Raw genomic sequence first — 22,978 nt, 5'->3', positions numbered from 1 at the left:
GGCTTGCCAGCGGGCTGTGTTATGGGCGATCGCAACGGCGTTGGCAATTTGGTCGGGGGTGAGTTGAAAGCGATCGCTCAAAGCATTTAATTCGGCGTCTTCTACGGTCATCTCATAGGCTGCTAGGTAACGCTGCCAGCAAGCCCGCCGTTGTGAAACCGTAGGATGTGCCAACGGAATCGTGATGACGCCAATGGCGTTGCCTGCAATGGGGGCATAGGGTTGGCTGCCCGAAAGAAACGTAATACCGCAATAGTCAGCGATCGCGTGCCAAACATGACTATAAGCAGTTGTAAGTTCTTGAGTTTGTAGGGGATCAAGTTCGTCGATATACAATAGAGCTGTTTGCAGTTGAGCTTCTCGAATAGTCCGTTTTAGAGTCGTTTCAAGGCTCAGTTTCGCGGCAATCAATCGTGCCAGATCAAGCACTAACAACGGGGCATGAATCATCGATGCCAGAAATTCAGCAATACGGCGTTTTCCCTGGCGATCGCTGCCTTGAAAGTAGATCCGCAATGGTTGATGGGTCTTCCAGGCATCCAGAACCAACGAAGATAGGGCTACTTGTTCCTCGGTTGGTAATGCCAGGTGGGGGGGCGTGATAGGAGATGGTATCAATGGTTGCTTCAACTGGCAAACAGATTGCAGCTGAGGGTCAAGTCCGGGTTGAGCCAGCAAGAAGCGAACAACCTGTTCATCTAAATGGACTTCATGTGCCAATAAAGTCGCTTTTGTGTGATGGGGAGCGGCAATCAGATGAATCAGTTCATGACGCAATAGGGGTGCGTCTGGGGCAAAATGATGTCGTTGTTGCAGCTTTTCAACGGCTGATTCACATAAGAGATGAAACACCAGATCCACACTGGGATGATGACCTCGGACATCATCTTGCAAGTAGGCATAGATCTGTTGATACCGACGATCTAATTCAGGTGCAAGGGCGATCGCCACGATTTCTAAATCAAATTCTGATAGTTCAAATGTTTTCTGTAACCAAGCCAATCGTGAACCTGGTTGCAGAATTGGGGATTCTCCAGGTTGCTGTCTGCTTTCATGCGCTGGATTGACTGGCAAATCTGGTAAGCGAGTGGTCAGCCCCGATGCGATTTCAGTTTCAAGGGCTGATTGATTACTGGTTGCCTTTGTCTCATCTGCCCTTTCTGCGGCAGCAACGGCAGCATTCAACCGTTGATCGAGCCGCTGTAGCAAGGCAAATAAGCTATTCAGGTCAGGGGTAGAAAGATTAAATTCCAAGGATGAATCACTCAGGGGCAATTACTCATGATCACAGAGTTCGGTTGCGGAGTGTGGGCAATGCCCACACTCCGCACTATAAATAGGGAAATTATTTGCCATCGGGGGGCATCAATTTTTCCCAGGCTGCTTTTGCTGCTTCATTCAACCGATTGCCCAAAGACTCTACTTCACTGGAAATGGTATTCCAATTTTTTTCGGCTTCTTTTTGAATCAATTCGATCGATTTTTCGATTTGCTTGGGGTCAATTAATTGATTTTTCTCGATCGCTTCTCTGGCCTGGCGTACGGCATTCAAATAGGTTTCACGGGTAACATCACCTGCCGATTGGATTTCGGATTGGGCGCGTTTGCGGATAGCATCGATCAGCGCTTTGGTTTCGCGTTTGATCTCGTCGCTTTCGTCCGGCATTTCCTGCTCGACTAACGCACTGGTTTCAGGGCTAATTTCTACGATGGCAGAGGTTTCTGAAGAATGGCTGTCGGTGCTCATCGATATCTCCTCCAAAATACAAGGGGTTTTCGTATCGCGATCGCTTGAAACACCTGTCATAACTGACAAGATAACTCTAGCGTTTCTTACTCAGTTCGGATCATCTGTCTCTTACCGCAATTTTCAATTGCATAAGCGACAGATTTTTTGTTGTGTGCCGCGCGAAGCGCGGCACACAACAAAAAATCTAAACCGATCCAGGCGCGAAGCGCTTTATTCTATGGCGATCGCCATACTGCTCAGGTGGCATTGCTTAATCTGGTCATGAAATTTGGAGTAAGTATTTATACATTTCTCTTCCAGCCGATTTAAAACGTTACAAACCGCAACACCTGGTTGAGAACTGTTATCAAAAAGACAAAATTAAACTCAAATTAATCGCTGTATAGTTATTAAAGGAATTAAGGTTGAACTTACATGCTAAAGACACACTCTCCTCTCAAAATTGGCACTCATCTAGCGCTTTACCCTATTGTTCAGGGGGCGATGGCAGTTCGAGTCTCAGGTGCCAATCTTGCAGCCGCAGTGGCGAATGCGGGTGGTGTGGGCATCATTTCTTCGTTAGGGTTGGGGTTGGCGTCTCCTCATTTCAACTCTCCAACTCAACGAGGCAGCAAACCGGAGTTTGAAGATGAGTTTGGCTACGAACCCGAAACGGTCAAATCTTCATCCCGCACTGCTCAAGCCACGTTGCCACGCGGCAAATTTTTTGTTGCCAACCAAATAGCCCTGGTTGAAGAGTTGCAGAAAGCGCGCCAGATCAGCCCTGAGGGCATCATTGGCGTTAATATTCTGGTGGCAACAAAAGACTACCCGGTGATGGCAGAAACGGCAGCCGCCAACGGAGCCAATCTAATTATTACAGCCGCCGGTATGCCGCTCGATTTGCCTAAATATACGGCAGCATATCCCGATGTGGCGCTGGTGCCGATGGTTTGTGGTTTAGATGCCGTCGAAACAATTTGCCAAACCTGGTGGCAACGATATCGTCGGTTTCCAGATGCGTTTGTGGTCGAAAATTCTAAAGTAGTCGGCGGGCATGTTGGCACAACCTGTGACACCTTTGATAGTTCAATTGAGCATCTGCTACCGCAAATTCGAGCCTATCTACAACACCAACTCAAACTCGATATCCCACTTATCGCTGCTGGTGGAATTTGGGATCGCGCAGACGTCAATCGCATGTTAGCTCTGGGTGCCAACGGAGTTCAGGTAGGCACTCGGTTTATTACCACTGTGGAATGTGACGCCGATCGCCGCTATAAAGAAGCTCATTTAGCCGCTCGTCCAGACGATATTGTGTTGGTACCCAGCCCCGTCGGCAAACCAGCGCGGGCGTTGAGAAATGCCTTTGTCACCCAGGCAGTAACCGCTCCCGCTGATCTAGAAAAGCGCTGTGTTGCCAACTGTTTGGAATCCTGCCTGTGTCGCGATAGTCGTAAAACCTATTGCATTATTCAGGCACTCGCCAGAGCAGCGGCTGGAGATGTAGAAAATGGCTTGCTGTTTTCGGGTGCTAATGTTGGACGGGCAGACAAAATTTTGTCGGTTGCTGAGGTGATGGCTGAGCTAATTTAGCATTACGGATTCTGAATCAGTGTATCTTGCCCTAACGTAGGGGTTAGGAGCTTTCTGAAAAAGATGTCACCCCCTGTAAGGGCGAAGCATTCGTTAGATCGTCTTTGGTGAATGGCGAAAATCATGGTTCGAATGCTTCGCCCTACATGATTTGATGGCTTAATTAAGCTTCATCAAATCAATGATGCCCCTACAATACAAGTAACCTCACGCTGCCAGGTTTTGCGATGGCTGCCATTGTTCTTGACCTCACCCCTTTTATTGATCTCAGTGAAGAACAGTTTTATCAACTGTGTCAAAATCATCGTGACCTCAAGTTTGAGCGCACGGCACAAGGGGTGTTAGTGATTGTGACACCTGTGGGGGGAGAAGGAGGTAGTCGAGAAGCGGATTTAATTGGTGATCTGGTGTATTGGAATCGACGCACCCAACTAGGAAAGGTGTTTAGTTCTTCTACTTGCTTTAAACTTCCCAATGGAGCCGACCGTTCTCCTGATGCGGCATGGGTGAGTCTAGAACGTTGGCAAAACCTGACACCGGAGCAGCAAAAGAAGTTTCCACCGATTTGTCCGGATTTTGTGATTGAGTTGCGTTCTGAAAGCGATGCCCTTGAACCATTGCAACAAAAGATGCAGGAATACCTCAGCAACGGCTTGCGTTTGGGGTGGTTGGTTAATCCTCAACACCGGCAAGTAGAGATTTATAGAGCCAATCAAGAGAAGCAGCTTCTAGAGAATCCCAAACAACTGGATGGAGGCGATGTTTTACCTGATTTTGTGTTTGATCTCTCTGTTTTGTGGGGATAAAGGTCGATCGCACCACAGCCCTAAACCTCTACTCGCCTAGTCTTCACAAGTTGGGGGGCGATCGCCAACCCACTAAACAGACGAGCCAAATCGGCGACCCATAGACTTAGATGACTCACTGCGATCGCCCCCTTTAACGCTGCGATGACAACCTGCCTACGACTAAACTCAACGACTCAACATCAACACACAACCGCAGGACAAGCGGAGACTGAACCGAAGCACATAAACTTAACTTGCTCAAACTCAAGGACGAAGGGGCGATCGCACCTCAACCAACAAGACCTTCTTCTTCAGCCCCAACCAACTTTACAACGCAACCTAAATCTCTAATCGCTACAAACCTTCTCGTAGCTGGCTAACGGTTCACTTAAGCGGCTACGAATAATTCTCACAACGGATCAAAATCTTTCGTCAGTCCGCTCCAAGCAAATGTTAGGTAGTTCACTCTTCATTTTCAGAAGTATTCAACAACTTTTTGATTTCCTCAATACTTAACGGAGGAGAACGGCGATGAATCATGGCATGGCAGTTTGGGCAGACAGGACGAAGATCTTTCACAGGATCAACCTCGTACTCCTTTGCAATCTCAGAAATAGGTCGTATATGATGAACATGAATAAACCCCTCACCTAATTGCCCAAAGACTTTGCCAAAGTTGAAGCCGCAAGCCGAACAATCTAAGCCGTAGTAATCGATACATTTTTGTCGAGCTTTAGGATCTCGTTCATAGGCGTTGACCGAAATCCGCTTCACCGATCCCTCAACAAATTTTTCCGCTGAATCTACTTCATCAGGGAAAAATTTGATAGTAGTCATAGATTCAGGAATCTGATGACTATTCTGCCAATTCCAAAAAAGTTCCACGTAATTCTCAAAATAATCATTCTCACCACAAAGTATATTTGCAGCTGCACGAAAAATTGGGAAAAGTGTGACAAAGTCATCAATTATGGGAAGAGCCGCGTCGAGATCTTCGATAGGAAGTGTAAGATACCTTCCTTCAAGAGAAGTTTGATGCCAATCTCGTTCAGGAACCAATTGCATCTTGTTAATCAACTCACCAAGATTTAATTCCTTAGTGTCATGCAACGGTTCAATTGCTTCAGAATAAACTTTGTAATCACCAGAAGTTAACAACTGGACAACACTTTCTGGATACTTTTTTAAGACTTTGACAATTGGATTGCCTTCTAGTCCTCTGAGTCCAAAAAGAGTTACATACAATTTGTCAAAAGTACATTCAAATCTTAGTTGAAAAAACCATGCTTGCCCTTTTATAGCTAATCCAGCAGTTGTCACTTCAAACGCTTTTGTATTCTTTGCTTTGGTACGGTGAGCAGGTGTGGTCGTTATTCGACAAGGTAAGAGAGCGTTTGAACCATAGATTTCGCGGATAAGATCGCAAGTGTGGTTGATAAGGGTCTTAAGCTTGGGGACAAGTAGTTCTTGAAGTTGATCAGCACGTTTACGAGTGTCCTCAATAGCGAAAAGACTTTGTTCAGCAGTCCCTATCTGGAATGCTTCGACAAGTGGTAAAAATTTTGTCTCTTCGATTGAGTTCACATTTCTACTCCTGGACAAAGGACTAGCGGTAAGTCAACGTTAAAAAGCCTTATGTTCTTATTGGATATCGCATCTACCTAACGACCCCGTTCACCCGCCACCAATAACCTCTGCATCTTAACAGACCAACTCTCGGTGGTCGGTGTGCAACGGGCTTGTTAGCCTGCTCCCATAAAACATGGACATGTTGCTGATTGATGAGATTGATAAAAGCAATATTGACCTACCAAATGACCTAACGACCAAAGTTGTATTGTTTGGAAGCCCCTTTTGATAAGGGTTTTCAGTTTTGCTGGCGACGTTAAGTTTTGTTTTGTTTTACTGGAGTTTCAATGGAAAGTCTTTATCTGCAAGGCTTTTCGAGCTTTTCTATGCCTCCTAAACGAAGAGACATATATATAGGAAGATCCCCTAGCTATGCCCCGTGTACATTAGCTCACAAGCACAGAGGTATGTAGGCATGTTGAACAAATTAGGCAGTAATGGTGATGATAAAGCATCTAACAGGCTGAACCCGAACCAGAAGAGAGCAATTGTTCTTCATCAAGGAGTGCTCATAACAATTACTCTCCTTTTTACAACTATCTCCGTCCTGGCAATTTACAAGTTCGACTGGGTGAAAATCATCATTAAGCACGGTGAGAGCGTGCTGCAAGTTGAGGGGGGTAGCTTAGATCAGAAAAACTGAAAACGAAAAAGTACCCTCATCAGGATTTTCAGGCTAACAATGTAATTAGATAGATTTTTGCCACCTAATACCCCTGTAAACCCAATTGGCATGATTTTGTTACTCCAATTGGGTAAATTTTCCAATTGGCATGATTTTTGCTATCTAATACCTCTGTAAACCCAAATGGCATGATTTTGTCACTCCAATTGGAAAATTGGGGGATTAGATTGACTCATTTCTCCGTATATTAGCCCTTGGCATTAAAATTATCCATATTCATTCAGCATTTCTTCTGGTTTTTTAGTGCAAATTTGCATACTAATGTACTAAAAACCCAATTAGATAGATTGTTATATGTCTGGTGCAGGTGAACCGCGTCCGAAAAAGTTGCTGGATCAGGTGCGAGATACAATTCGGCTCAAGCATTACTCCTATCGCACTGAAGTAAGTTATGTTGACTGGATTCGTCGATTTATTTTGTTTCACAACAAACGCCATCCTTGTGAAATGGGAGTGGCAGAGATTGAGGCATTTTTGACGCATTTGGCGGTTGAGGGAAAGGTGGCAGCTTCGACCCAAAATCAAGCTTTCAGTGCAGTGCTGTTTTTATATCGAGAGGTGTTGAGAATTGAGTTTGAGCAACCGATTCAGGCGCTCCGGGCAAAGGAGTCTCGATATGTGCCAACGGTGTTAACACTACAGGAGGTGCAAAGCATCATTGAGCGGTTAGAGGGGACTTATCAATTGGTGGTGCAGTTGCTTTATGGCAGTGGGTTACGATTGCGTGAGGTGTTACATTTACGGGTGAAAGATGTTGATTTTGGTCAGCGTCAATTGAGCATTCGAGATGCCAAAGGTCGGGAAAGTCGAGTGACAATGTTGCCCGATCGCCTGATTCAACCGCTTCAGATGCACTTGGAGATGATGAAGCATCAGCATCAGCATGATTTAGCTTGTGGTTATGGCTCGGTATTTTTGCCTTATGCCCTGGAACGAAAGTATCCAAACGCTGAACGAGAGTGGGGCTGGCAGTTTGTGTTTACATCCGATCGCCTGTCCCGAGATCCGCGCAGTGGTGTGACCCGTCGGCATCATTTGCATGAGAGTGGTTTACAACGAGCCATCAAGCAAGCCGTTCGACAAGCAAAAATCAACAAACGGGTGAGCTGTCATACTTTTCGCCATAGCTTTGCTACTCATTTATTGCAGAATGGCTATGATATTCGCACAGTGCAAGAGTTGTTGGGACACAAGGATGTCAAGACGACGATGATTTACACTCATGTATTGAATCGGGGTGGACGGGGGGTACGCAGTCCGTTGGATATATGAACAGGAGGGCGATCGCATGGTTGACCGAAGCGATTGAGCAATAGAGTTTGTTGTGGCGCAAGGGGAAGTAGAAGATGTCTAACATCACAACCAACCTCTTTTCAAACACCCTCTTAACCGGCGATCGCCTCTTCTTCCTCCTCTGCTTCTGCTTCTGTTTCAACCGGGAAGGGTTGTTGGTAGAGGATGTATTTCGATTTAATTGCAAAATCAGAATTGACCCAAACCAGTGCCACCTGGAAAACAGCGCCGTTCCGTAAGGTGACAATTGAGAAGTTTCGCAGACAGTCGTCTTCGGTGTGGACGATGCGAGGGACTCTAGCCGCATTGAGGTAAATGATTCCTTCTGGGCTGACACAGAGGCTTTTGCGTAAGCGGTTCTGGGTGTGGCGCAGGTGGTGGTGCATATGCCCAAAGGCAACCAGCGGAATGGTTTTACCGAGAGTTTGGGCTTGAGCGATCGCCATTTCGAGATCGGGATCACCATGATCGCCGCCCAGGGGTTGCCAGTCTCGCCCACAGGGATCTTCGGGCTGATCGCCTAATCCTGTGGGTCCGCAGTGCCCCATAAAAATGAGGGTGTCCTGGGTGGTAGTTTCGACCGCTGCCATAATTTTGGCGACCGATTCTTCAAAACTGGCGACCCCGTAGCGTTCTAGGTAAAACGATTCATTTTTCCAACTGGAACCGCCCCAGCTAAATGGTCGCCCGCCGACGACGGATAGCCCCAGGTTGGGTAGGTCTAACGTGCCATAGCCAATGTGAGCTGCACCTAACAGGTCAATTTGTTGCTGCACCCAGTCTTCTTTGCTGCGATCGTAGGGACACTTTTTTCGACCCCAATCGGTGGCGCTATACCAGGCATCGTGGTTGCCAAAAATCGCGGCTTTGGGTAAATCGAGCTGGGCGATCGCCCGTACTGTTTCCACAGACTCGTTGCCAAAATCGCCGACCAGCAGCACCAGATCGACCCCCAAGTGCTTGAGGGCAATTTCATCATCGCCATCCCAGGCATCATGGACATCTCCGACGACGGCAATCGTGACGGTCTGCTGCTGTTGACCACTAACCATGGTTGACTGTTGACTCCTGCATGATGGGCAAGTGAGTGGTTTTCCATGGCGACATAGCTGCTCTGAAAAACCCTTCACCGAGAACTAATGGGACTTGGGTAAATGTACGTACCTTTTCCAGGATAAGCGATCGCAAATCTTAAGGCAGAACTATACGGGTTTGGCACCAGACCCTCGTAATAAGTGTAGAGGAGTCGAAACCTACTCACAGCAATATCGCCAAAACTTTTTTGAACCATGCCGGTTGAGCGAAACTATCCCCAGATCCAACAGAACGGGCATCTCAATGGACATCATCCCACGGTCAGTCTGCCCGCTCCAATTCCTCAAATCTACCCACAGGATGATCTAGACCTCAGTCAGATTTTACAGGTGGTGCGTCGTCGGGGCGTGCTGATTGCAAGTGTGGCGATCGCGGTTACGTCTGTTATGTGGGGTTGGGCATTGACTCGGACTGCCATTTACCGTGGCGAGTTTCGAGTTTTGGTTGAGTCGGCGGATGATGCCAATCCTTCTCAACAACTCTTGCAAGGTACCGAAATCAAACCCAGTTCTACGTTTGACTACGAAACCAAGATCGAAGTGTTGCGCAGTCCGGCGTTGTTAGAACCGATTGTCGAAGACTTGCAAAAGACCTATCCAGACATTAACTATGGTGCCCTTTCTGGGCACTTACAAATTAGCAGACTGCGAGATACTAAAGTTTTGTCGGTCAGCTATCTAGACCCCGATCCCGAAAAAATTAAGACCGTTTTAGAGCGGGTATCTGAACATTATCTGAGTTATAGCTATCAACAGCGGCAGACCAGTCTTCAGCAAGGCATTCAATTTGTTAATGATCAATTGCCCGAACTCCAAAATCGGGTGGATAGTTTGCAACAAAAGTTAGAACGGTTTCGCCAGCAATATAGTCTGGTTGATCCGGAGTCGCGGGGCGAAAATTTATCGGATTTCATCAGTGGAATTGAGCGGCAACGGCAGGAAACTCAGACGCAACTGACAGAAACGCGATCGCTCTACGATACGTTGCAACACCAACTGGGTTATGGTCCGGAATCTGCGTTAGCCGCCTCGACTCTGAGTGAATCTTCGAGTTATCAAACGATTTTGCGCCAAATTCAGGAGGTTGAAGCCCAGATTGCCGCTGAATCGGCTCGGTTTCTGCCCAATAGCCCCAATATTCAAGTCTTAGAAGATAAACGCAATAGTTTATTACCGTTGCTGGATGAAGAAGCCACTCGCCTATTGGGCGATCGCGCCACGTCTGGGGTAAATGATAGCCTGACGCCCATTTCGTTAGAACTCAATCGCCAATTGGTCAGCACTGCCAACCAGGTCAAAGTGCTAGAAGCTCGAAGCATTGCCCTGGCAGATGTTGAAGAACGGCTCAAACAAGAATTTTCTTTGGTGCCAGCGTTGGCACGGGAATATACCGAACTGCAACGAGAGCTGAATATTGCGACGAACAGCCTCAACCGTTTTCTAGAAACGCGAGAAACGCTGCAAATTGAAGCGGCACAAAAGTCGATTCCCTGGGAAATGATCTCGCAAGCCTCGGTTATGGGGCAGCCGATTTCACCCAATGTTCCTAAAAACTTGATGATGGGGGCGATCGCTGGCTTAGTCCTGGGATCTGCGGCGGCTCTGCTGGCAGAAAAACTCGATACGGCGTTCCATTCGCCGGACGAACTCAAAGCCATTACTCGCTTGCCTTTGCTGGGGGTGATTCCTTTTGTCAAAGATCTCCAGGCTACGCCTGCCCTGAGGCTAGCGTCAGCCACGGCTGACCCACTGACCCAGCCAGAGCTAGGAAGTTCGCCGACCTCGACCGCTAACCGTTCGGGCTATCACGGGTCGCCCTTTTTCGAAGCATTTCGGTCGCTGTATACGAATGTGCGCTTTCTCAGTTCAGATACACCCATTCGATCTCTGGTTATCAGTTCAGCGGCTCCGGCAGAGGGCAAATCGACCAATGCCATTTACCTGGCGCGAGCGGCAGCAGCGATGGGACAGCGTGTTTTGCTGGTAGATGCAGACCTGCGACGACCCCAGGTTCATTCGCGGATGAAGCTACCCAATTTACGGGGTCTGAGCAACCTGATTACGAGCCAATTGACGTTAAAGCAAGCGATCCAGCATCCCTACAGCGATGATCCTCAAAATCCTGAAGGCGATCGCAACCTGTTTGTATTAACAGCGGGTCCCATTCCACCAGACCCGGTCAAATTGCTGTCGTCTCGCAAGATGCAAAACCTGATGGCGCAGGCACAGTCGTTGTTTGACCTGGTCATTTATGACACCCCACCGTTGATTGGCTTTGCCGATAGCAATTTGTTGGCGACCCATTCCGATGGCATGGTGGTAGTAGTGGGCTTGGGTAAAACGTCTCGCTCGACCCTGCTTCAGGCATTGGAATCGCTAAAAATTTCACCGATTTCTGTGTTAGGGATTGTTACCAACGGCATTAAGTCTCACACCACCCATAGCTATGGGTACTACCAATATCAGCACTATTACACGTCAGCCGGAACGCCACCCCATAAAGCCAATCCGTTGACCCATCTGTGGTCAGGTTCGGGGGCAACGAATGGAACCCATGCAGCTGCGGCTTCATCATCCGAGTTAGTCACGACCTCAGCGTCGGTTCCTGCCAGTTCGCCGCGACTGCATTTGTGGTTGGTCGGCGGCATTAGCGTGACGGTGTTGCTGATGTTAACGGGCTGGGCTGCTTACCTGCGCATGACTCGGGTGCCTCAACCTGCACCGGCTCAGCAATCTCAGGTTCCCGACTCGGCAGGACGTTTGACCCGCGATCAGACCCAAGTGACAAGCCAATCGCCGTTGCTGAGTACGTTCCGCGATCCGTTTGCCGAAGCCGTTCGGGTTGCCGAATCTGCAACGCAGGCAGGAATCACAGCGCAGACCCCAGGCGATTGGCTAAATCTATCGGTGGAATGGCAACGGGCATCGGAGCTGATGTCGTTTGTTGAACGAACGGATGAACGATTTGCGATCGCCCAAGATCGGGTGTTGGTCTATCATCTCAACAGCGAACAAGCCCGCCGTAAAGCGGAAGAAACCAGCTTTGTGCAATAGTGAGGCGAAGCACTCTATTTCTATCAATTAACCCTCTTGATAGAGTGCGTCAGGATGGGTTTGAGATACAAGGTGAAGGGTGAGCTGTACTCCTTGTAAAACCAATGATGACTAATACGTTTGAATCATTTGCGACCCAGGCGGCGATCGCATCGCTCAACGTCTACCGCACCCATATTTCACCGCGAAAAGGATTTTCCTGCCCCCATGGGTTGCTGCATGGAGATGAATCTTGCTCAGACTATGTCAAACGCATTTTGACAGAGCAAAATTTATCGGCTGCCATTCAGTTGGCTCCTGGACGATTCAAAGCCTGCAAAACTGCTGCACAGACATTGGCTGGAAGAAACGCTCAAGGTGGATGTATCGTAATTCCCTGTTGTTTTCCAATCTAATCAAGACGGTATAGCGCCTCACGCTCAGCTAGAAACAGATTATGGTCTGAACGTCATGCAGAGCATGACGTTCAGACCATAATCTATACTCCATCTGATTGAAAATCGCTCTATAGCGTGTCGTGCCTGGATAGATACGGGTGTAGTGAGAGAGCCGCGCGGAGCGCGGCTCTCTCACTACAGTGCAAACAGCCTCTAAGGATCCTCATAAAAATAACTCGGATAACTTTTTGGGAGAGTGCGGCTCCGCCGCACTCTCCCAAAAAGTTATGGGTTTTAATGTTGTAAGGATCCTAAGACTGAATAATTTGATAGAAGTAATAGGTTGCCATCGGAATCACCGTTGCCGCCAGCAATAACCCAATGACCCAGGCTGTAGCATTACTCCCTTTGGTTTCTTCGGGGGTGGCAAAGGTTCCTTCTGTTTGAATCGCGACCTCAATCACCGGAGGACCCGGATCCGGTTGACCCGATAAGACCGCAACCAGGCGATCGCCTGCATCGGCAAAGCCTTGATTATATTTATTGCCCTGACGAATTGGTGCCATCAGCGTTTCTTGCGCCACACTCTCAGCAATCTCATCCGTTAAGACAGACTTCAGCGCTGCCCCTGTTTCGACGCCCGTGCTATTGGTGACGCTATCTAACACGATCAATGCTTGATTGGCTTGGGCTTCGGGTGAAGGAAACCATCTTTCAAACAACTGACTGGCGAAACTTTCAGCCGTTTCACCATAGTCCAGGCGATGGATGGTGACCAATCGCACCTCGTTGCCTGTCTTTTTTGCCAGACTGTTGAACGATTGACTGAGATTGCTCTCGGTCAACCGACTTAAAATATCTGCTTCGTCAATGATCCAGGTCGAATCATCGATCGCAGACGGCATTTCATAAATGCTGGTCGCGGCGGCGGGTGCCGTTCCCAATTGCAAAAACAACAACAGGGCAGCACATCCAATGACCCACTGTTTCAGGCAATCTTGCCAATTTATATAACGGTTGAGAAGCTGAGCCATGCTATATATCCCGATTACTTATGACGCTAGCTTACTACAGGTCTAAGTAGGATAAACTTCGATGTATTTAAATTCGCTTGTACAAATTAACTCTGCGGATAGATCTTGAGAGTTCCAGGTAGCTCAAAATCAGCAGACTGAATGGTCGAATGGTGCTGAAGAAGCGTATGAACGCGTTGCTGAAGCATTGCTGTATCCAGTGGTATCAATTGGCTTCGGGTCTTTTCTTGCGACAGCGTAGTACCACTTTGAGAATCTTGGGCAAACGTAACACTGAGATTCGACCATTCCGGCTGAGACAACTGACAATACTCAACGATTAAATTGAGAATTTGGGCAGGAGCAGCTACCAAATCTTCATAGCGAACTGCAAGAAACGGCAGGTTTTGTTGATGCAGATGCAGGTATTGATCCATAACAGATACCCACATGGTTGTGAATAAATCGGTGCCCATGGGATCGGTAAAATCGATCCACGGTTCATAGGCTTTGAGCAGCGGAATTAGGTAATTGTAGTGCTCTATATTTTGTTGAATTAGGGGCAAGCGGTGGCGCAATTCGCTATAGGCTCGAATGGAAGAGGTCACGACCGCCTCCGCGTTGCGGTACAAAAAAATCGATTTGGATTGTGGTAAAAGAGACTGAATCAAATCGGCGAGTTCAATCCCAAAACTACGAAATTTGATCACAACTGAGCTGGGATTAAGTTGAGGTGTGGGTTTGCAGAATAGGGTCAGGCAAACCTTAAGTAATTGGGTGATGTTTGGGTCTAGACGGCGATCGCAATTGCGGATGGCTACCAGTTGGGAAAAAACATCCGGTTCCGATAGGCTAAGTACGCCATCGAGCGAATGAAACGCCCGACTTAACAAGGTTGAACCGCACCGACCTACTGAATAGATCAACACCAAGTTTGGCAGAGGGTTAGGCTGTGCCGCCACGAGCCGAAATAAGTCTGCAAATGGCACAATAATCAACCCTTGAGCAAACTCATATTGGGCTTGATAGACAAAAGGGGCGGCTGATAAATCCAGGTCGGGCGGTGTCTCGACAAAAATTGCCTGCTGGTGTTCTACGTCCAAACAATAGAGACTGATCGTAGGCGTCTGCCAAATCGTCTCTGGCGCGATCGCTTCACCCTCCGCCACTTCAAAATCCTGGGGACTGACAATCGAATTGGCAGTCTTCCGATTTTTCTCGCGGATAGAGAACCGTTTCATCATGAACCCTCATAAAAATAACTTGAATAACTTTTGGGAGAGTGCGGTGGAGCCGCACTCTCCCAAAAAAATGTGGCTTTTAGTGTTGTCTGGATCTTGATAGCGCTGTGTGGCTTGATTTGGTACGGTGTTGTGGGGCGCTCCGCGCCCCACAACACCGTTTCTGTGCTTACCGAATTTGTACACCGCCATACGGCTGGATCAAACTGGGTCAGGATCAGGTATGGATATCAAAATTGCCGTCGAGAGAAAATAAAGACGGCGATCGCCAGTAACAAAATTGTGTAGACCAGCCCATACAAAGCACTGCTAAATAACTCAGGCAACGGGGGTAAGACCTGTAACCCATAAACGGCATCATTCTTCAGATTTAACCGCGACAGATCAGGCAAAACCACATACAAAACCTGGATCATTTTTTGAGTTTGGGGATTGTGCGCCAGCGACCCCAACTTCAACAGGTCTTGGCTTAAATGCCCCATCAGGTAGACCGAAAAGGTCAGCATTGTTGCCAGCAGCGAGCTGGTAAAGACGCCAAACAACAGGGCAACGGCTGTAATCAAGCACAGTTCAAAAAATTGATAGAGCGTGGCGATCGCAATGCTGCCCACCGGGAAAGGAATCTCCCAGAGCCGCAAAATTGCCATATAGATCACCATCATCACTGTCAGCAGCACTGCCAGCACTGCCGATAGCCCCAAATGCTTGCCCACAATAAATTCGGTATGGCTGATCGGTTTTGCAATCAAAACAAATACGGTGCGTTTTTCAATTTCTTTGTTGATCAGCCCGGTGCCGACAAAGACGGCAATCACCAGACCCAATAGCCCCATCAAGGCTAAACCCAGGTCGGGTAAAATCTGGCTTTCCGTCCCCGCTGCTACTTCGGGCACCAAAATATTAGCTAGCACAAACACCAGCGAAAATAAGCCGATGAGATAGAGAACGCGATCGCGAATTACCTCTCGGAAGACATTCGCAGCAATCACCCAAACTCGACCTAGATTCACAATTGATTTTCTCCTCTCGCGTCTCCTACCCAAATACGGTCTCTGGTTGGCTGACATTCAACCCGGCTAGAGGCACCCATATCGGTTACCCCCTCTCCTTCTACTTGGGCAATGGGGGCTTGACTAACCCGACAAAATTTTTCAGCATAAAACCCTTGCGGTCTGGAGCTGGGCCCTCGCCAAAACGATCGCAAACGCAGCGTATAGGCAGGTTCTCCGGGCAAAACTTGACCTTGCAACGTCCAAAAGGGGTCTTCACGGCTGGATGTTCTATCTAACCCTTTCATCGCCTGAGTTCTCAGGTCAGGAATGTGTTGATCCAGGTTGGCTAACCATTGTTCAACTTCTGCCCAAGACAGCTGAGAAAGCTGTTGTCGCAAAACGGGTTCTGTCGCATTGAGCAAGGCAACGCCTCTGGAACTCGTCGGCGTTGCCGTGTCAAACTTCACCACAAACCCACTGCGACTAAAGTCGTCAACCCGCAAACTGGGATATTCTATCAACCAATCTTGCACCAGAAAATAAAACTGGAACCAGCAAACAAAAATTAACGCGACCAGGATGCGCAACACCATCTGCTGTCGTTCGCTGGCATATTTCTTGGCGTCTGCCACCAAGGGATTAATCACCGCAAAGCCGTGCTTGAGAAAGTCAGGCACCAGAGCGATCGCCACCGACACTAGTGGCCAAATACTGAGGTAAAAGCGAGTTCCTCCCGGCAACCCCTGTAACACAAAGCCACAGACCAATGCGCCCGTAATCCAGGGCCCCGGATAAATCTCAATCCCAAAAATTTCGCGTTTATCTTTTTCTAGCGCCCAGCCCAACCCCAGCGTCAAAAAAATCCAGCCAACCCTAGCCAACAACGCCTGTGTTAGGTCATTGACCACGGCAAAGGATACCAACCAGGAAAACAAACTGAGGAAGATCAACGTCTGCCACGAGAAGGTTTTTAACCCTTGGACTTGTTTTCGAGTATTTTCTAGGAGTTGATTGAGTTCTTTCACTGGAGGGAGTTACCTAGACTGCCCTGTGCGAGCAGACGCAAGAAAAGGACGATAGAGATGGCACTGTAGCTCAAAGCATTGGCGACCAAAACGGCATTGGTTTGCCGGGGTACACCCTGGGCTGTCTTGAGCGTACGACGATACATGGCAGTTTTGAGCGTTTTTAGATTTTTTTCTTCCTTGGAGTCTTTTTCTTGTTGATCCCCCAGAAAAAATTGTAGTTGCTGTAAGCTCACCCATTTCACCATCAGGCTAACAAAGAAGGTGATTAGCGCTGCCAGAATAAACCAGGGCAAAATTTCCCTTGACCACTGATCGAAAAAAATAAAACTCAGGAGTGCCAGCTTGAGATTGGCTGGCAAAATCGATTGGATATTGAGAAATAAAAACCACCCGACCACCGTGGCTAAGAAGTTGATCGAGGCAGCATATTGGACACTTTTGCGCGGAGGAAGGTTTAGATTTTGACGAAAAACGGTCGCTTCGATGGCGATCGCAATCATTAAAAATAAGCTTTGAAACAAAATCATCCGAATCGGCAGCACCGTTGGCAGCATGGAAGACTCCTCCTAAAGATTTATGGGTTTGCCAGAGGCATGCCAACACCTACGCAACCCCACTCAATCAGCGATACCTACTGCAATTATGCAGATTACTTCCTCCTGTTGAGGATTTTAATTGGTTTAGCCGCATGGATTGAGTAAACCTGAAGATTTTTTGTCTTGCAAACCGCCGCACACAAAATTTTATTGCGTCCAACTCAATCAACCGCCATAATGAGGGCACAGCCGGAAACGGACTCGTCACAGCACTATATGTAGAGTGAACCGACCACTAATCTGCCTCACTCATACTACATACATTGCTCTGATCGAGAAAATATGTAAGGTTTGATACCGTCTCAACAGCATGATCAAAACTCGTATTGGTATTCGCACTGCCCAGAGCCGCAATGAGCGCATTGTGGGACAAATTCATGTCTACGATGGTGCTGGGAAAGGCAAGTCGCAGGCGGCATTGGGGGTGGTGTTGCGATCGATTGGTCTGGGTATTAATACCTCTTGCCAGACGCGGGTCTTGTTGTTGCGGTTTCTCAAGGGACCCGAACGAACCTATGACGAAGATGCTGCGATCGAAGCGTTGCAACAAGGCTTTCCCCATCTGATTGATCAGGTGCGCACCGGACGAGCTGAATTTTTTGGCGTAGAAGAAGTGATCCGTTACGATCGCCAGGAAGCTGAACGCGGTTGGGATGTTGCTAAGGGGGCGATCGCCTCCGGACTCTATTCAGTGGTCGTGTTAGACGAACTCAATCCGGTTTTAGATCTGGGGTTATTGCCTGTTGATGAAGTCGTCAAAACCCTGAAAAACAAACCCGAAGATCTAGAAATTATTGCGACGGGTCGGGGCGCACCTCAGGCATTGCTCGATATTGCCAATCTCCATTCCGAAATGAAGCCGCACCAGCATCTGACCGCGGCTGCTCATGGTATTGAAGGCATCGAGATTTATACTGGAGCCGGAAAGGGCAAATCGACCAGTGCGCTGGGCAAAGCGTTACAGGCGATCGGGCGCGGCATCAGTCAAGACAAATCCCATCGGGTCTTGATTTTGCAATGGCTCAAAGGTGGGGTGGGCTATACCGAAGATGCGGCGATCGCAGCTTTGCGACAAAGCTACCCCAATCTGGTCGATCATCAACGCTGCGGACGAGATGCGATCGTCTGGCGGGGTCAACAGCAAGCCTTGGATTATGTGGAAGCCGAACGGGGCTGGGAAATTGCTAAAGCGGCGATCGCCTCTGGGCTTTATAAAACGCTGATTTTGGACGAACTTAACCCCACCGTAGATCTAGAACTATTGCCAGAACAACCGATCGTGCAAGCCCTGCTACGCAAACCCCGCGATACCGAAGTGATCATTACCGGACGCTGTAAAAATCCGCCTGCCTATTTCGACATTGCCAGCGTTCATTCCGAAGTCTTCTGCCACAAACACTACGCCGAAAAAGGCGTCGATCTCAAACGCGGCGTTGACTTCTAAGGGATCGAGAGAGCCGCGCAAAGCGCGGCTCTCTCAACCACCGGAATCTATCCAGGTACAAAGCGCTATGGGGTTGCCGGGTGGATGCTGTAGTCTGAATCACATCAAAAATTCGTTAGGCTAGAAACGCTGATTACGAATCATCTTGGGCTGGGGAAATCATGCTGGTACAAAAACTAGATCAATTAAACGCATTGTTTGCTGAAATGGATCGGGCAATCATTGCGTATTCCGGTGGCATTGACAGTACGCTGGTTGCCAAGATTGCCTACGATGTCCTGGGCGATCGCGCATTAGCAATGACTGCGGAATCTCCCTCATTGCTCCCGGATGATCTGGAAGATGCGCGGATTCAAGCCAGTGAAATCGGCATTGCCCATGAAATTGTCCAGACGCATGAAATGGACAATCCTAATTACACGTCTAATCCGGTCAACCGTTGCTATTTTTGCAAAAGTGAGCTGCACGATACACTCAAGCCGATTGCGTTGGAACGGGGCTATCCCTATGTGGTGGATGGGGTTAATGCCGATGATTTAAGTGATTATCGTCCCGGCATCCAGGCGGCAAAAGAACGGGGGGCGCGATCGCCCCTGGCTGAGGTCGGTGTGACTAAGTTAGAGGTGCGAGAACTGTCGAAGCATCTGGGGTTGCCCTGGTGGGATAAACCTGCCCAACCGTGCCTCAGTTCTCGGTTTCCCTATGGTGAAGAAATTACGATCGCCAAGTTACAGCGGGTGGGTAAAGCCGAACGCCATCTGCGGCAGATGGGTTTCAACCAGTTACGGGTGCGATCGGACGGTGACACGGCACGCATTGAGCTACCGACCGAGCAGATCCAAGACTTTGTCCTGACCACCGATTTGCCGACTCTGGTCGCTGCGTTTCAGTCCTATGGGTTTTTGTATGTCACCCTTGACCTGGAAGGCTATCGCAGTGGCAAACTCAACCAGGTCTTGCAACTGACCGCTACAGCACCATAATCAACATTCGGGACTTGGCAACGGCTCGCGGAGCGCGCTTTTGCTAAAAATTAACACCCGAACTAAAACCCCACTCTGGGCAAGGGATAATGGGGAAAGCTTAGTCTAGGCTCGAATGCTATGAAACCCGCTGCTTCTGCACCAAACCTACCGGAGTCACGCATCTCGTCCCGATGGTTTTGGGTGGGGCTGGGGCTGTTGTTTATCCTGTCGGCAGCCTTACGATTTTGGGGCTTAAGTCGCTTTAATACCCTTGTGTTTGATGAGGTATATTACGCCAAGTATGGCAACGATTACCTGCATCACACGCCTTTTTTTGATGTCCATCCGCCTCTGGGTAAGTATTTGATTGCGTTGGGCATTGGTTTAAGTCGGCTCAGTCCCTGGGAATACACCATTCAGACCCAGGCAGAGAGCTTGCAGCTTCCCACCGTTGCCTATCGGTGGCTAAATGCGCTGATGGGTTCATTTATTCCCCCGATCGTGGCTGGATTGGCGTATCAACTCAGCGATCGCCGTAGTTATGCGTTGCTGGCGGGATTCTTTGTTGCCCTGGATGGGTTGATTTTGGTGGAATCTCGCTATGCGTTAATCAATATTTATCTGGTGATTTTTGGCTTGTTGGGTCAGTTTTTTGTATTGAGAGCGATTAGGGGTAAGCGATTGGGGGATCGGAAACAGATCCGCCCGCAGGCGAAGCCCGTCAGGGGGACATCTTCTGCGTCTGCCAAACGGCAGAAGGGCAAGGGTTTAGGTCGGTTGAAGGTGCCGCTTGTTCAGGGAAATTTGCTGCTGGCAGGGATCTGCTTTGGAGCCTCGCTGTCGGTAAAGTGGAATGGATTATTTTTCCTGACGGGACTCTATTTTTTGTGGGGGTTGGGTTGGGCAATCCGTGGGTGGCAGTTACGTCAGGGCGAACAGACTGAGGGAACTGCCCCCAATGCCAGGTTGGCAGGAACCGACGATCGGCGATCGCGACCCAACTGGTTTACCCAATGGACTCAAGTCCATCCGTTGACCTGGTTGTTGTATTTGGGTGGGGTGCCCGTACTGGTCTATTGCCTGTTGTGGAGCCCCCATTTGTGGCTCAATCCCGATATGGGATTTTGGCAATTGCATCAGCAAATTTTGGGGTATCACCAAAATCTAGGCAGTGGCGATAGTGAACATCCCTATTGCTCGACCTGGCAAAGTTGGTTGGGTATGGTGCGGCCTATTGGGTATTACTATCAAACGGTGATGCCACCCCCGACGGCTGTTGTCAATAGTGTTCAACAGCCGGTGGTCTATGATGTGCATGGCATGGGCAATCCCATCCTGTGGTGGTTTTCTACGATCGCCATTTTTTTAGTAGCAGGTTTACTGGTAGGGGCGATCGCCCGTCACATCATCCAGGCAATCTCAGCCAAACGACCGATTTTATCTCCCAGCTTGACTGGTAATCTCCATCTCTGGATCTGGCTCTATCTGGTTGTCAACTATGCTGCCAATTTTTTGCCCTGGACGAGGGTGAGCCGTTGCCTGTTTATTTATCACTACATGGGGGCGTCGGTGTTTGCCATGATGGCGATCGCTCTGTTGGTTGACTACAACCTGCGCACCCCCCAGTTAGAATGGCGACCGCTGGGGATCGCCATCATTCTGGCTGTTGTTTTGTCGTTTTGCTTTTGGTTGCCCTTATATCTGGGGTTACCCCTATCCCCGGAAGGTTTCCAGGCCCGAATGTGGCTGCGTTCCTGGATTTAGTGTCCGGGTTTCGGTGGCATAGTAAACCAATTGCACCAACCGTTGACGCAATGTTTCTAACCCCAAGCGATTGCTGGCTGAAATAAACACAGCATTGGGAAATTCATCCGTAGCAAGGCTGAGGGTGGCACTATCCACCTGATCAATTTTGTTAAATGCCAGCAGGGCAGGCCCCGGTGTCACCGGCATTTCTGACAAAATTCCCATCACCGCACGAATTTGGCTCTGCCATGCCGGGTGAGACAGATCCACCACATGCAACAAGGCATCCGCCTCTGTGACTTCTTCTAAGGTGGCGCGGAAGGCATCTGCCAGCGAGGGGGGCAGTTCGTGAATAAACCCAACCGTGTCGGTTAGCACAATCGGCACGGATTCATGGGTCAGGGCATCCGTGATCACCAATCGTCGAGTCGTAGGATCGAGGGTGGCAAACAGTTGGTCTGCGGTATACACCTCGGCATGGGTCAAAATGTTGAGCAGGGTAGACTTTCCGGCATTGGTATAGCCAACGATCGCCACAGAAGGAACTTCTTCGTGCTGTCGTCGTTGCCGCATCCGGGCGCGATGTGCCTGGAGCTGATTGACCTCTCGTTGCAAGTGAGAAATCCGCCGCTGAATTGCCCGCCGCTCAGTTTCTAGCTTGGTTTCACCTGGGCCCCGAGTGCCAATACCACCGCCCAATCGCGACATACTGTGCCCTCGTCCGCTCAGCCGAGGCAACATATATTCTAACTGTGCCAGTTCGACCTGAAGCTTACCGGCACCAGATTTGGCGCGTTGCGCAAAAATATCGAGAATGACCTCGGTGCGATCGACCACCCTGACGCCAATCTGCGCTTCCAAGTTGCGCACCTGCGAAGGCGATAGGTCACGGTCAAAAACGACCAGATTGGCACCCAACGTCTGCGCAGTCAGAGCAATTTCCTGGACTTTCCCTTCGCCCACGACCGTTTGCGGATGGGGACGAGGACGCTTTTGCTGCAACACCTGCAACACCTCGCCACCGGCTGTATCCACCAGGCGAGCTAATTCGGTCAGCCCATCTTGAAACTGTTGGGGTTCGGCACGATCGGTTTTTACACCGACCAGTAGGGCGCGATCGCGATCGGGGCTGACCTGACGAGCCACGTACTCCCGGCGAAATTCTTCCTCTAGACTCTCGGTTAACTCCAAAAAGTCTTGCTGGCTGAGATCGTCCAAGCTGAGGGCGGGTGAAACCGTCCAATTGACTTCTGGGTGAGGCACCAAATGGGCTAAATAGACCGACTGCACATAGCCTGCCGCCCCGCCACCCCGACGCTGGAATCCCTCACCGGATAATCCTAAAACCACCAATGCATCTAACCGTTGCAATGCCATTGCCGTCAGGGTTGCATCGCTGGGCGGTTCTGCTTTTAGCTCCGTAGCAATGCAACGAATGCCGCAAAGTCGTTCGGCACCGTAGCGCGGTAACTCTAACAACGGAATTTGAGTCTGCCGAACACCGCCAACCCCCACCCGGATGACCTGCCCCCGGCGGTTGATGTACACACAAACGGACTGCCCAATTTCTGTACTAATTGCCGCAATCCGCTGAGCAAATTCGGGCGTTGTGAAGCGATCGCCCGGTAAGCGTTGGTTATAAAGGCGCTGCAATTGTTTGATTTGATTTGTCTTAAGACCCTGAAGATGTCCGTAGATAGTTTCGATA

At 49.1% G+C, this 22,978-nt stretch carries 19 protein-coding genes; 9 read left to right on the top strand and 10 right to left on the bottom strand.

What is annotated here, in order from left to right:
• Window positions 1-1,254, bottom strand: a 1,254-nt coding sequence (locus tag ACR6Z4_RS28505) for a P-loop NTPase family protein (RefSeq protein WP_479720736.1), incomplete at its 3' end; no start/stop codon positions are given.
• Window positions 1,255-1,345: 91 nt separating this feature from the next.
• Window positions 1,346-1,747 carry a hypothetical protein gene (locus tag ACR6Z4_RS28500; RefSeq protein WP_479720735.1) on the bottom strand — a complete coding sequence of 134 codons (402 nt, stop codon included), beginning with the start codon at window positions 1,745-1,747 and terminating at the stop codon, window positions 1,346-1,348.
• Between the two features lie 417 nt (window positions 1,748-2,164).
• On the opposite strand from ACR6Z4_RS28500, the gene ACR6Z4_RS28495 reads away from it, so the two are divergent.
• Window positions 2,165-3,325, top strand: coding sequence for an NAD(P)H-dependent flavin oxidoreductase (locus ACR6Z4_RS28495; protein ID WP_479720734.1), 1,161 nt, complete (start codon window positions 2,165-2,167; stop codon window positions 3,323-3,325).
• Between the two features lie 227 nt (window positions 3,326-3,552).
• A complete protein-coding gene (locus ACR6Z4_RS28490) occupies window positions 3,553-4,131 on the top strand; it encodes a Uma2 family endonuclease (protein WP_479720733.1) in 579 nt (192 codons plus the stop codon).
• Between the two features lie 444 nt (window positions 4,132-4,575).
• On the opposite strand, the gene ACR6Z4_RS28485 is transcribed toward ACR6Z4_RS28490, so the two are convergent.
• Entirely contained in the window at window positions 4,576-5,697 is a 1,122-nt protein-coding gene (locus ACR6Z4_RS28485; protein WP_479720732.1) for an HNH endonuclease, read from the bottom strand.
• Window positions 5,698-6,157: 460 nt separating this feature from the next.
• Between ACR6Z4_RS28485 and ACR6Z4_RS28480 the strand changes: the two genes are divergently transcribed.
• Window positions 6,158-6,385 (top strand): PH domain-containing protein, encoded by a 228-nt coding sequence (locus tag ACR6Z4_RS28480; protein ID WP_479720731.1) that lies wholly within the window; start codon window positions 6,158-6,160, stop codon window positions 6,383-6,385.
• Window positions 6,386-6,721: 336 nt separating this feature from the next.
• Window positions 6,722-7,699, top strand: a complete 978-nt coding sequence (locus ACR6Z4_RS28475; RefSeq protein ID WP_479720730.1) for an integron integrase — start codon at window positions 6,722-6,724, stop codon at window positions 7,697-7,699.
• A gap of 113 nt (window positions 7,700-7,812) precedes the next feature.
• On the opposite strand, the gene ACR6Z4_RS28470 is transcribed toward ACR6Z4_RS28475, so the two are convergent.
• The gene (locus ACR6Z4_RS28470) at window positions 7,813-8,772 is read right to left on the bottom strand and encodes a TIGR04168 family protein (RefSeq protein WP_479720729.1); all 960 of its coding nucleotides are present in this window, start codon (window positions 8,770-8,772) and stop codon (window positions 7,813-7,815) included.
• A 237-nt stretch (window positions 8,773-9,009) separates the two neighbouring features.
• On the opposite strand from ACR6Z4_RS28470, the gene ACR6Z4_RS28465 reads away from it, so the two are divergent.
• Entirely contained in the window at window positions 9,010-11,868 is a 2,859-nt protein-coding gene (locus ACR6Z4_RS28465) for a GumC family protein (RefSeq protein ID WP_479720728.1), read from the top strand.
• A 104-nt stretch (window positions 11,869-11,972) separates the two neighbouring features.
• Window positions 11,973-12,263, top strand: a complete 291-nt coding sequence (gene yidD / locus ACR6Z4_RS28460; protein WP_479720727.1) for a membrane protein insertion efficiency factor YidD — start codon at window positions 11,973-11,975, stop codon at window positions 12,261-12,263.
• A gap of 293 nt (window positions 12,264-12,556) precedes the next feature.
• Here yidD and psb32 read toward each other — a convergent pair whose 3' ends face one another.
• From psb32 to fraC, 5 genes are all read right to left on the bottom strand, one after another.
• The gene (psb32, locus tag ACR6Z4_RS28455) at window positions 12,557-13,279 is read right to left on the bottom strand and encodes a photosystem II repair protein Psb32 (RefSeq protein WP_479720726.1); all 723 of its coding nucleotides are present in this window, start codon (window positions 13,277-13,279) and stop codon (window positions 12,557-12,559) included.
• Between the two features lie 86 nt (window positions 13,280-13,365).
• On the bottom strand, window positions 13,366-14,502 hold the full coding sequence (locus tag ACR6Z4_RS28450) for a sulfotransferase (protein ID WP_479720725.1): 1,137 nt from the start codon (window positions 14,500-14,502) through the stop codon (window positions 13,366-13,368).
• A gap of 227 nt (window positions 14,503-14,729) precedes the next feature.
• A complete protein-coding gene (locus ACR6Z4_RS28445) occupies window positions 14,730-15,509 on the bottom strand; it encodes an ABC transporter permease (protein ID WP_479720724.1) in 780 nt (259 codons plus the stop codon).
• The gene (locus ACR6Z4_RS28440; protein ID WP_479720723.1) at window positions 15,506-16,516 is read right to left on the bottom strand and encodes a DUF5357 family protein; all 1,011 of its coding nucleotides are present in this window, start codon (window positions 16,514-16,516) and stop codon (window positions 15,506-15,508) included. Before ACR6Z4_RS28440 ends, ACR6Z4_RS28445 begins: the two co-directional genes overlap by 4 nt.
• Window positions 16,513-17,073, bottom strand: a complete 561-nt coding sequence (fraC, locus tag ACR6Z4_RS28435) for a filament integrity protein FraC (RefSeq protein ID WP_479720722.1) — start codon at window positions 17,071-17,073, stop codon at window positions 16,513-16,515. The genes ACR6Z4_RS28440 and fraC overlap by 4 nt, the downstream gene beginning before the upstream one ends.
• Window positions 17,074-17,425: 352 nt before the next feature.
• On the opposite strand from fraC, the gene ACR6Z4_RS28430 reads away from it, so the two are divergent.
• From ACR6Z4_RS28430 to ACR6Z4_RS28420, 3 genes are all read left to right on the top strand, one after another.
• Complete coding sequence (locus ACR6Z4_RS28430; RefSeq protein WP_479720721.1) at window positions 17,426-18,559, top strand: cob(I)yrinic acid a,c-diamide adenosyltransferase; 1,134 nt, start codon at window positions 17,426-17,428, stop codon at window positions 18,557-18,559.
• A gap of 161 nt (window positions 18,560-18,720) precedes the next feature.
• The gene (larE, locus tag ACR6Z4_RS28425) at window positions 18,721-19,542 is read left to right on the top strand and encodes an ATP-dependent sacrificial sulfur transferase LarE (protein ID WP_479720720.1); all 822 of its coding nucleotides are present in this window, start codon (window positions 18,721-18,723) and stop codon (window positions 19,540-19,542) included.
• 120 nt (window positions 19,543-19,662) lie between these two features.
• Window positions 19,663-21,288, top strand: coding sequence for a dolichyl-phosphate-mannose--protein mannosyltransferase (locus tag ACR6Z4_RS28420; protein ID WP_479720719.1), 1,626 nt, complete (start codon window positions 19,663-19,665; stop codon window positions 21,286-21,288).
• Here the strand turns inward: ACR6Z4_RS28420 and hflX are convergent.
• On the bottom strand, window positions 21,238-22,977 hold the full coding sequence (gene hflX / locus ACR6Z4_RS28415) for a GTPase HflX (RefSeq protein WP_479720737.1): 1,740 nt from the start codon (window positions 22,975-22,977) through the stop codon (window positions 21,238-21,240). The two genes, ACR6Z4_RS28420 and hflX, sit on opposite strands and share 51 nt — an antisense overlap.
• Between the last annotated feature and the right edge of the window lies 1 nt (window position 22,978).

The sequence above is a fragment of the Calyptranema fuscum S582 genome, from assembly GCF_055793305.1.
Note: the sequence above shows the minus strand (reverse complement) of the source record. Positions and strands in the feature narration are given on the sequence as shown.

Coding starts and splice junctions, on each gene's coding strand:
- ACR6Z4_RS28450 (WP_479720725.1), bottom strand. CDS start 14,502: ATGATGAAACGGTTCTCTATCCGCGAGAAAAATCGGAAGACTGCCAAT.
- larE (WP_479720720.1), top strand. CDS start 18,721: ATGCTGGTACAAAAACTAGATCAATTAAACGCATTGTTTGCTGAAATG.
- ACR6Z4_RS28470 (WP_479720729.1), bottom strand. CDS start 8,772: ATGGTTAGTGGTCAACAGCAGCAGACCGTCACGATTGCCGTCGTCGGA.
- ACR6Z4_RS28475 (WP_479720730.1), top strand. CDS start 6,722: ATGTCTGGTGCAGGTGAACCGCGTCCGAAAAAGTTGCTGGATCAGGTG.
- ACR6Z4_RS28465 (WP_479720728.1), top strand. CDS start 9,010: ATGCCGGTTGAGCGAAACTATCCCCAGATCCAACAGAACGGGCATCTC.
- ACR6Z4_RS28500 (WP_479720735.1), bottom strand. CDS start 1,747: ATGAGCACCGACAGCCATTCTTCAGAAACCTCTGCCATCGTAGAAATT.
- psb32 (WP_479720726.1), bottom strand. CDS start 13,279: ATGGCTCAGCTTCTCAACCGTTATATAAATTGGCAAGATTGCCTGAAA.
- ACR6Z4_RS28480 (WP_479720731.1), top strand. CDS start 6,158: ATGTTGAACAAATTAGGCAGTAATGGTGATGATAAAGCATCTAACAGG.
- fraC (WP_479720722.1), bottom strand. CDS start 17,073: ATGCTGCCAACGGTGCTGCCGATTCGGATGATTTTGTTTCAAAGCTTA.
- ACR6Z4_RS28490 (WP_479720733.1), top strand. CDS start 3,553: ATGGCTGCCATTGTTCTTGACCTCACCCCTTTTATTGATCTCAGTGAA.
- ACR6Z4_RS28420 (WP_479720719.1), top strand. CDS start 19,663: ATGAAACCCGCTGCTTCTGCACCAAACCTACCGGAGTCACGCATCTCG.
- ACR6Z4_RS28495 (WP_479720734.1), top strand. CDS start 2,165: ATGCTAAAGACACACTCTCCTCTCAAAATTGGCACTCATCTAGCGCTT.
- ACR6Z4_RS28430 (WP_479720721.1), top strand. CDS start 17,426: ATGATCAAAACTCGTATTGGTATTCGCACTGCCCAGAGCCGCAATGAG.
- yidD (WP_479720727.1), top strand. CDS start 11,973: ATGATGACTAATACGTTTGAATCATTTGCGACCCAGGCGGCGATCGCA.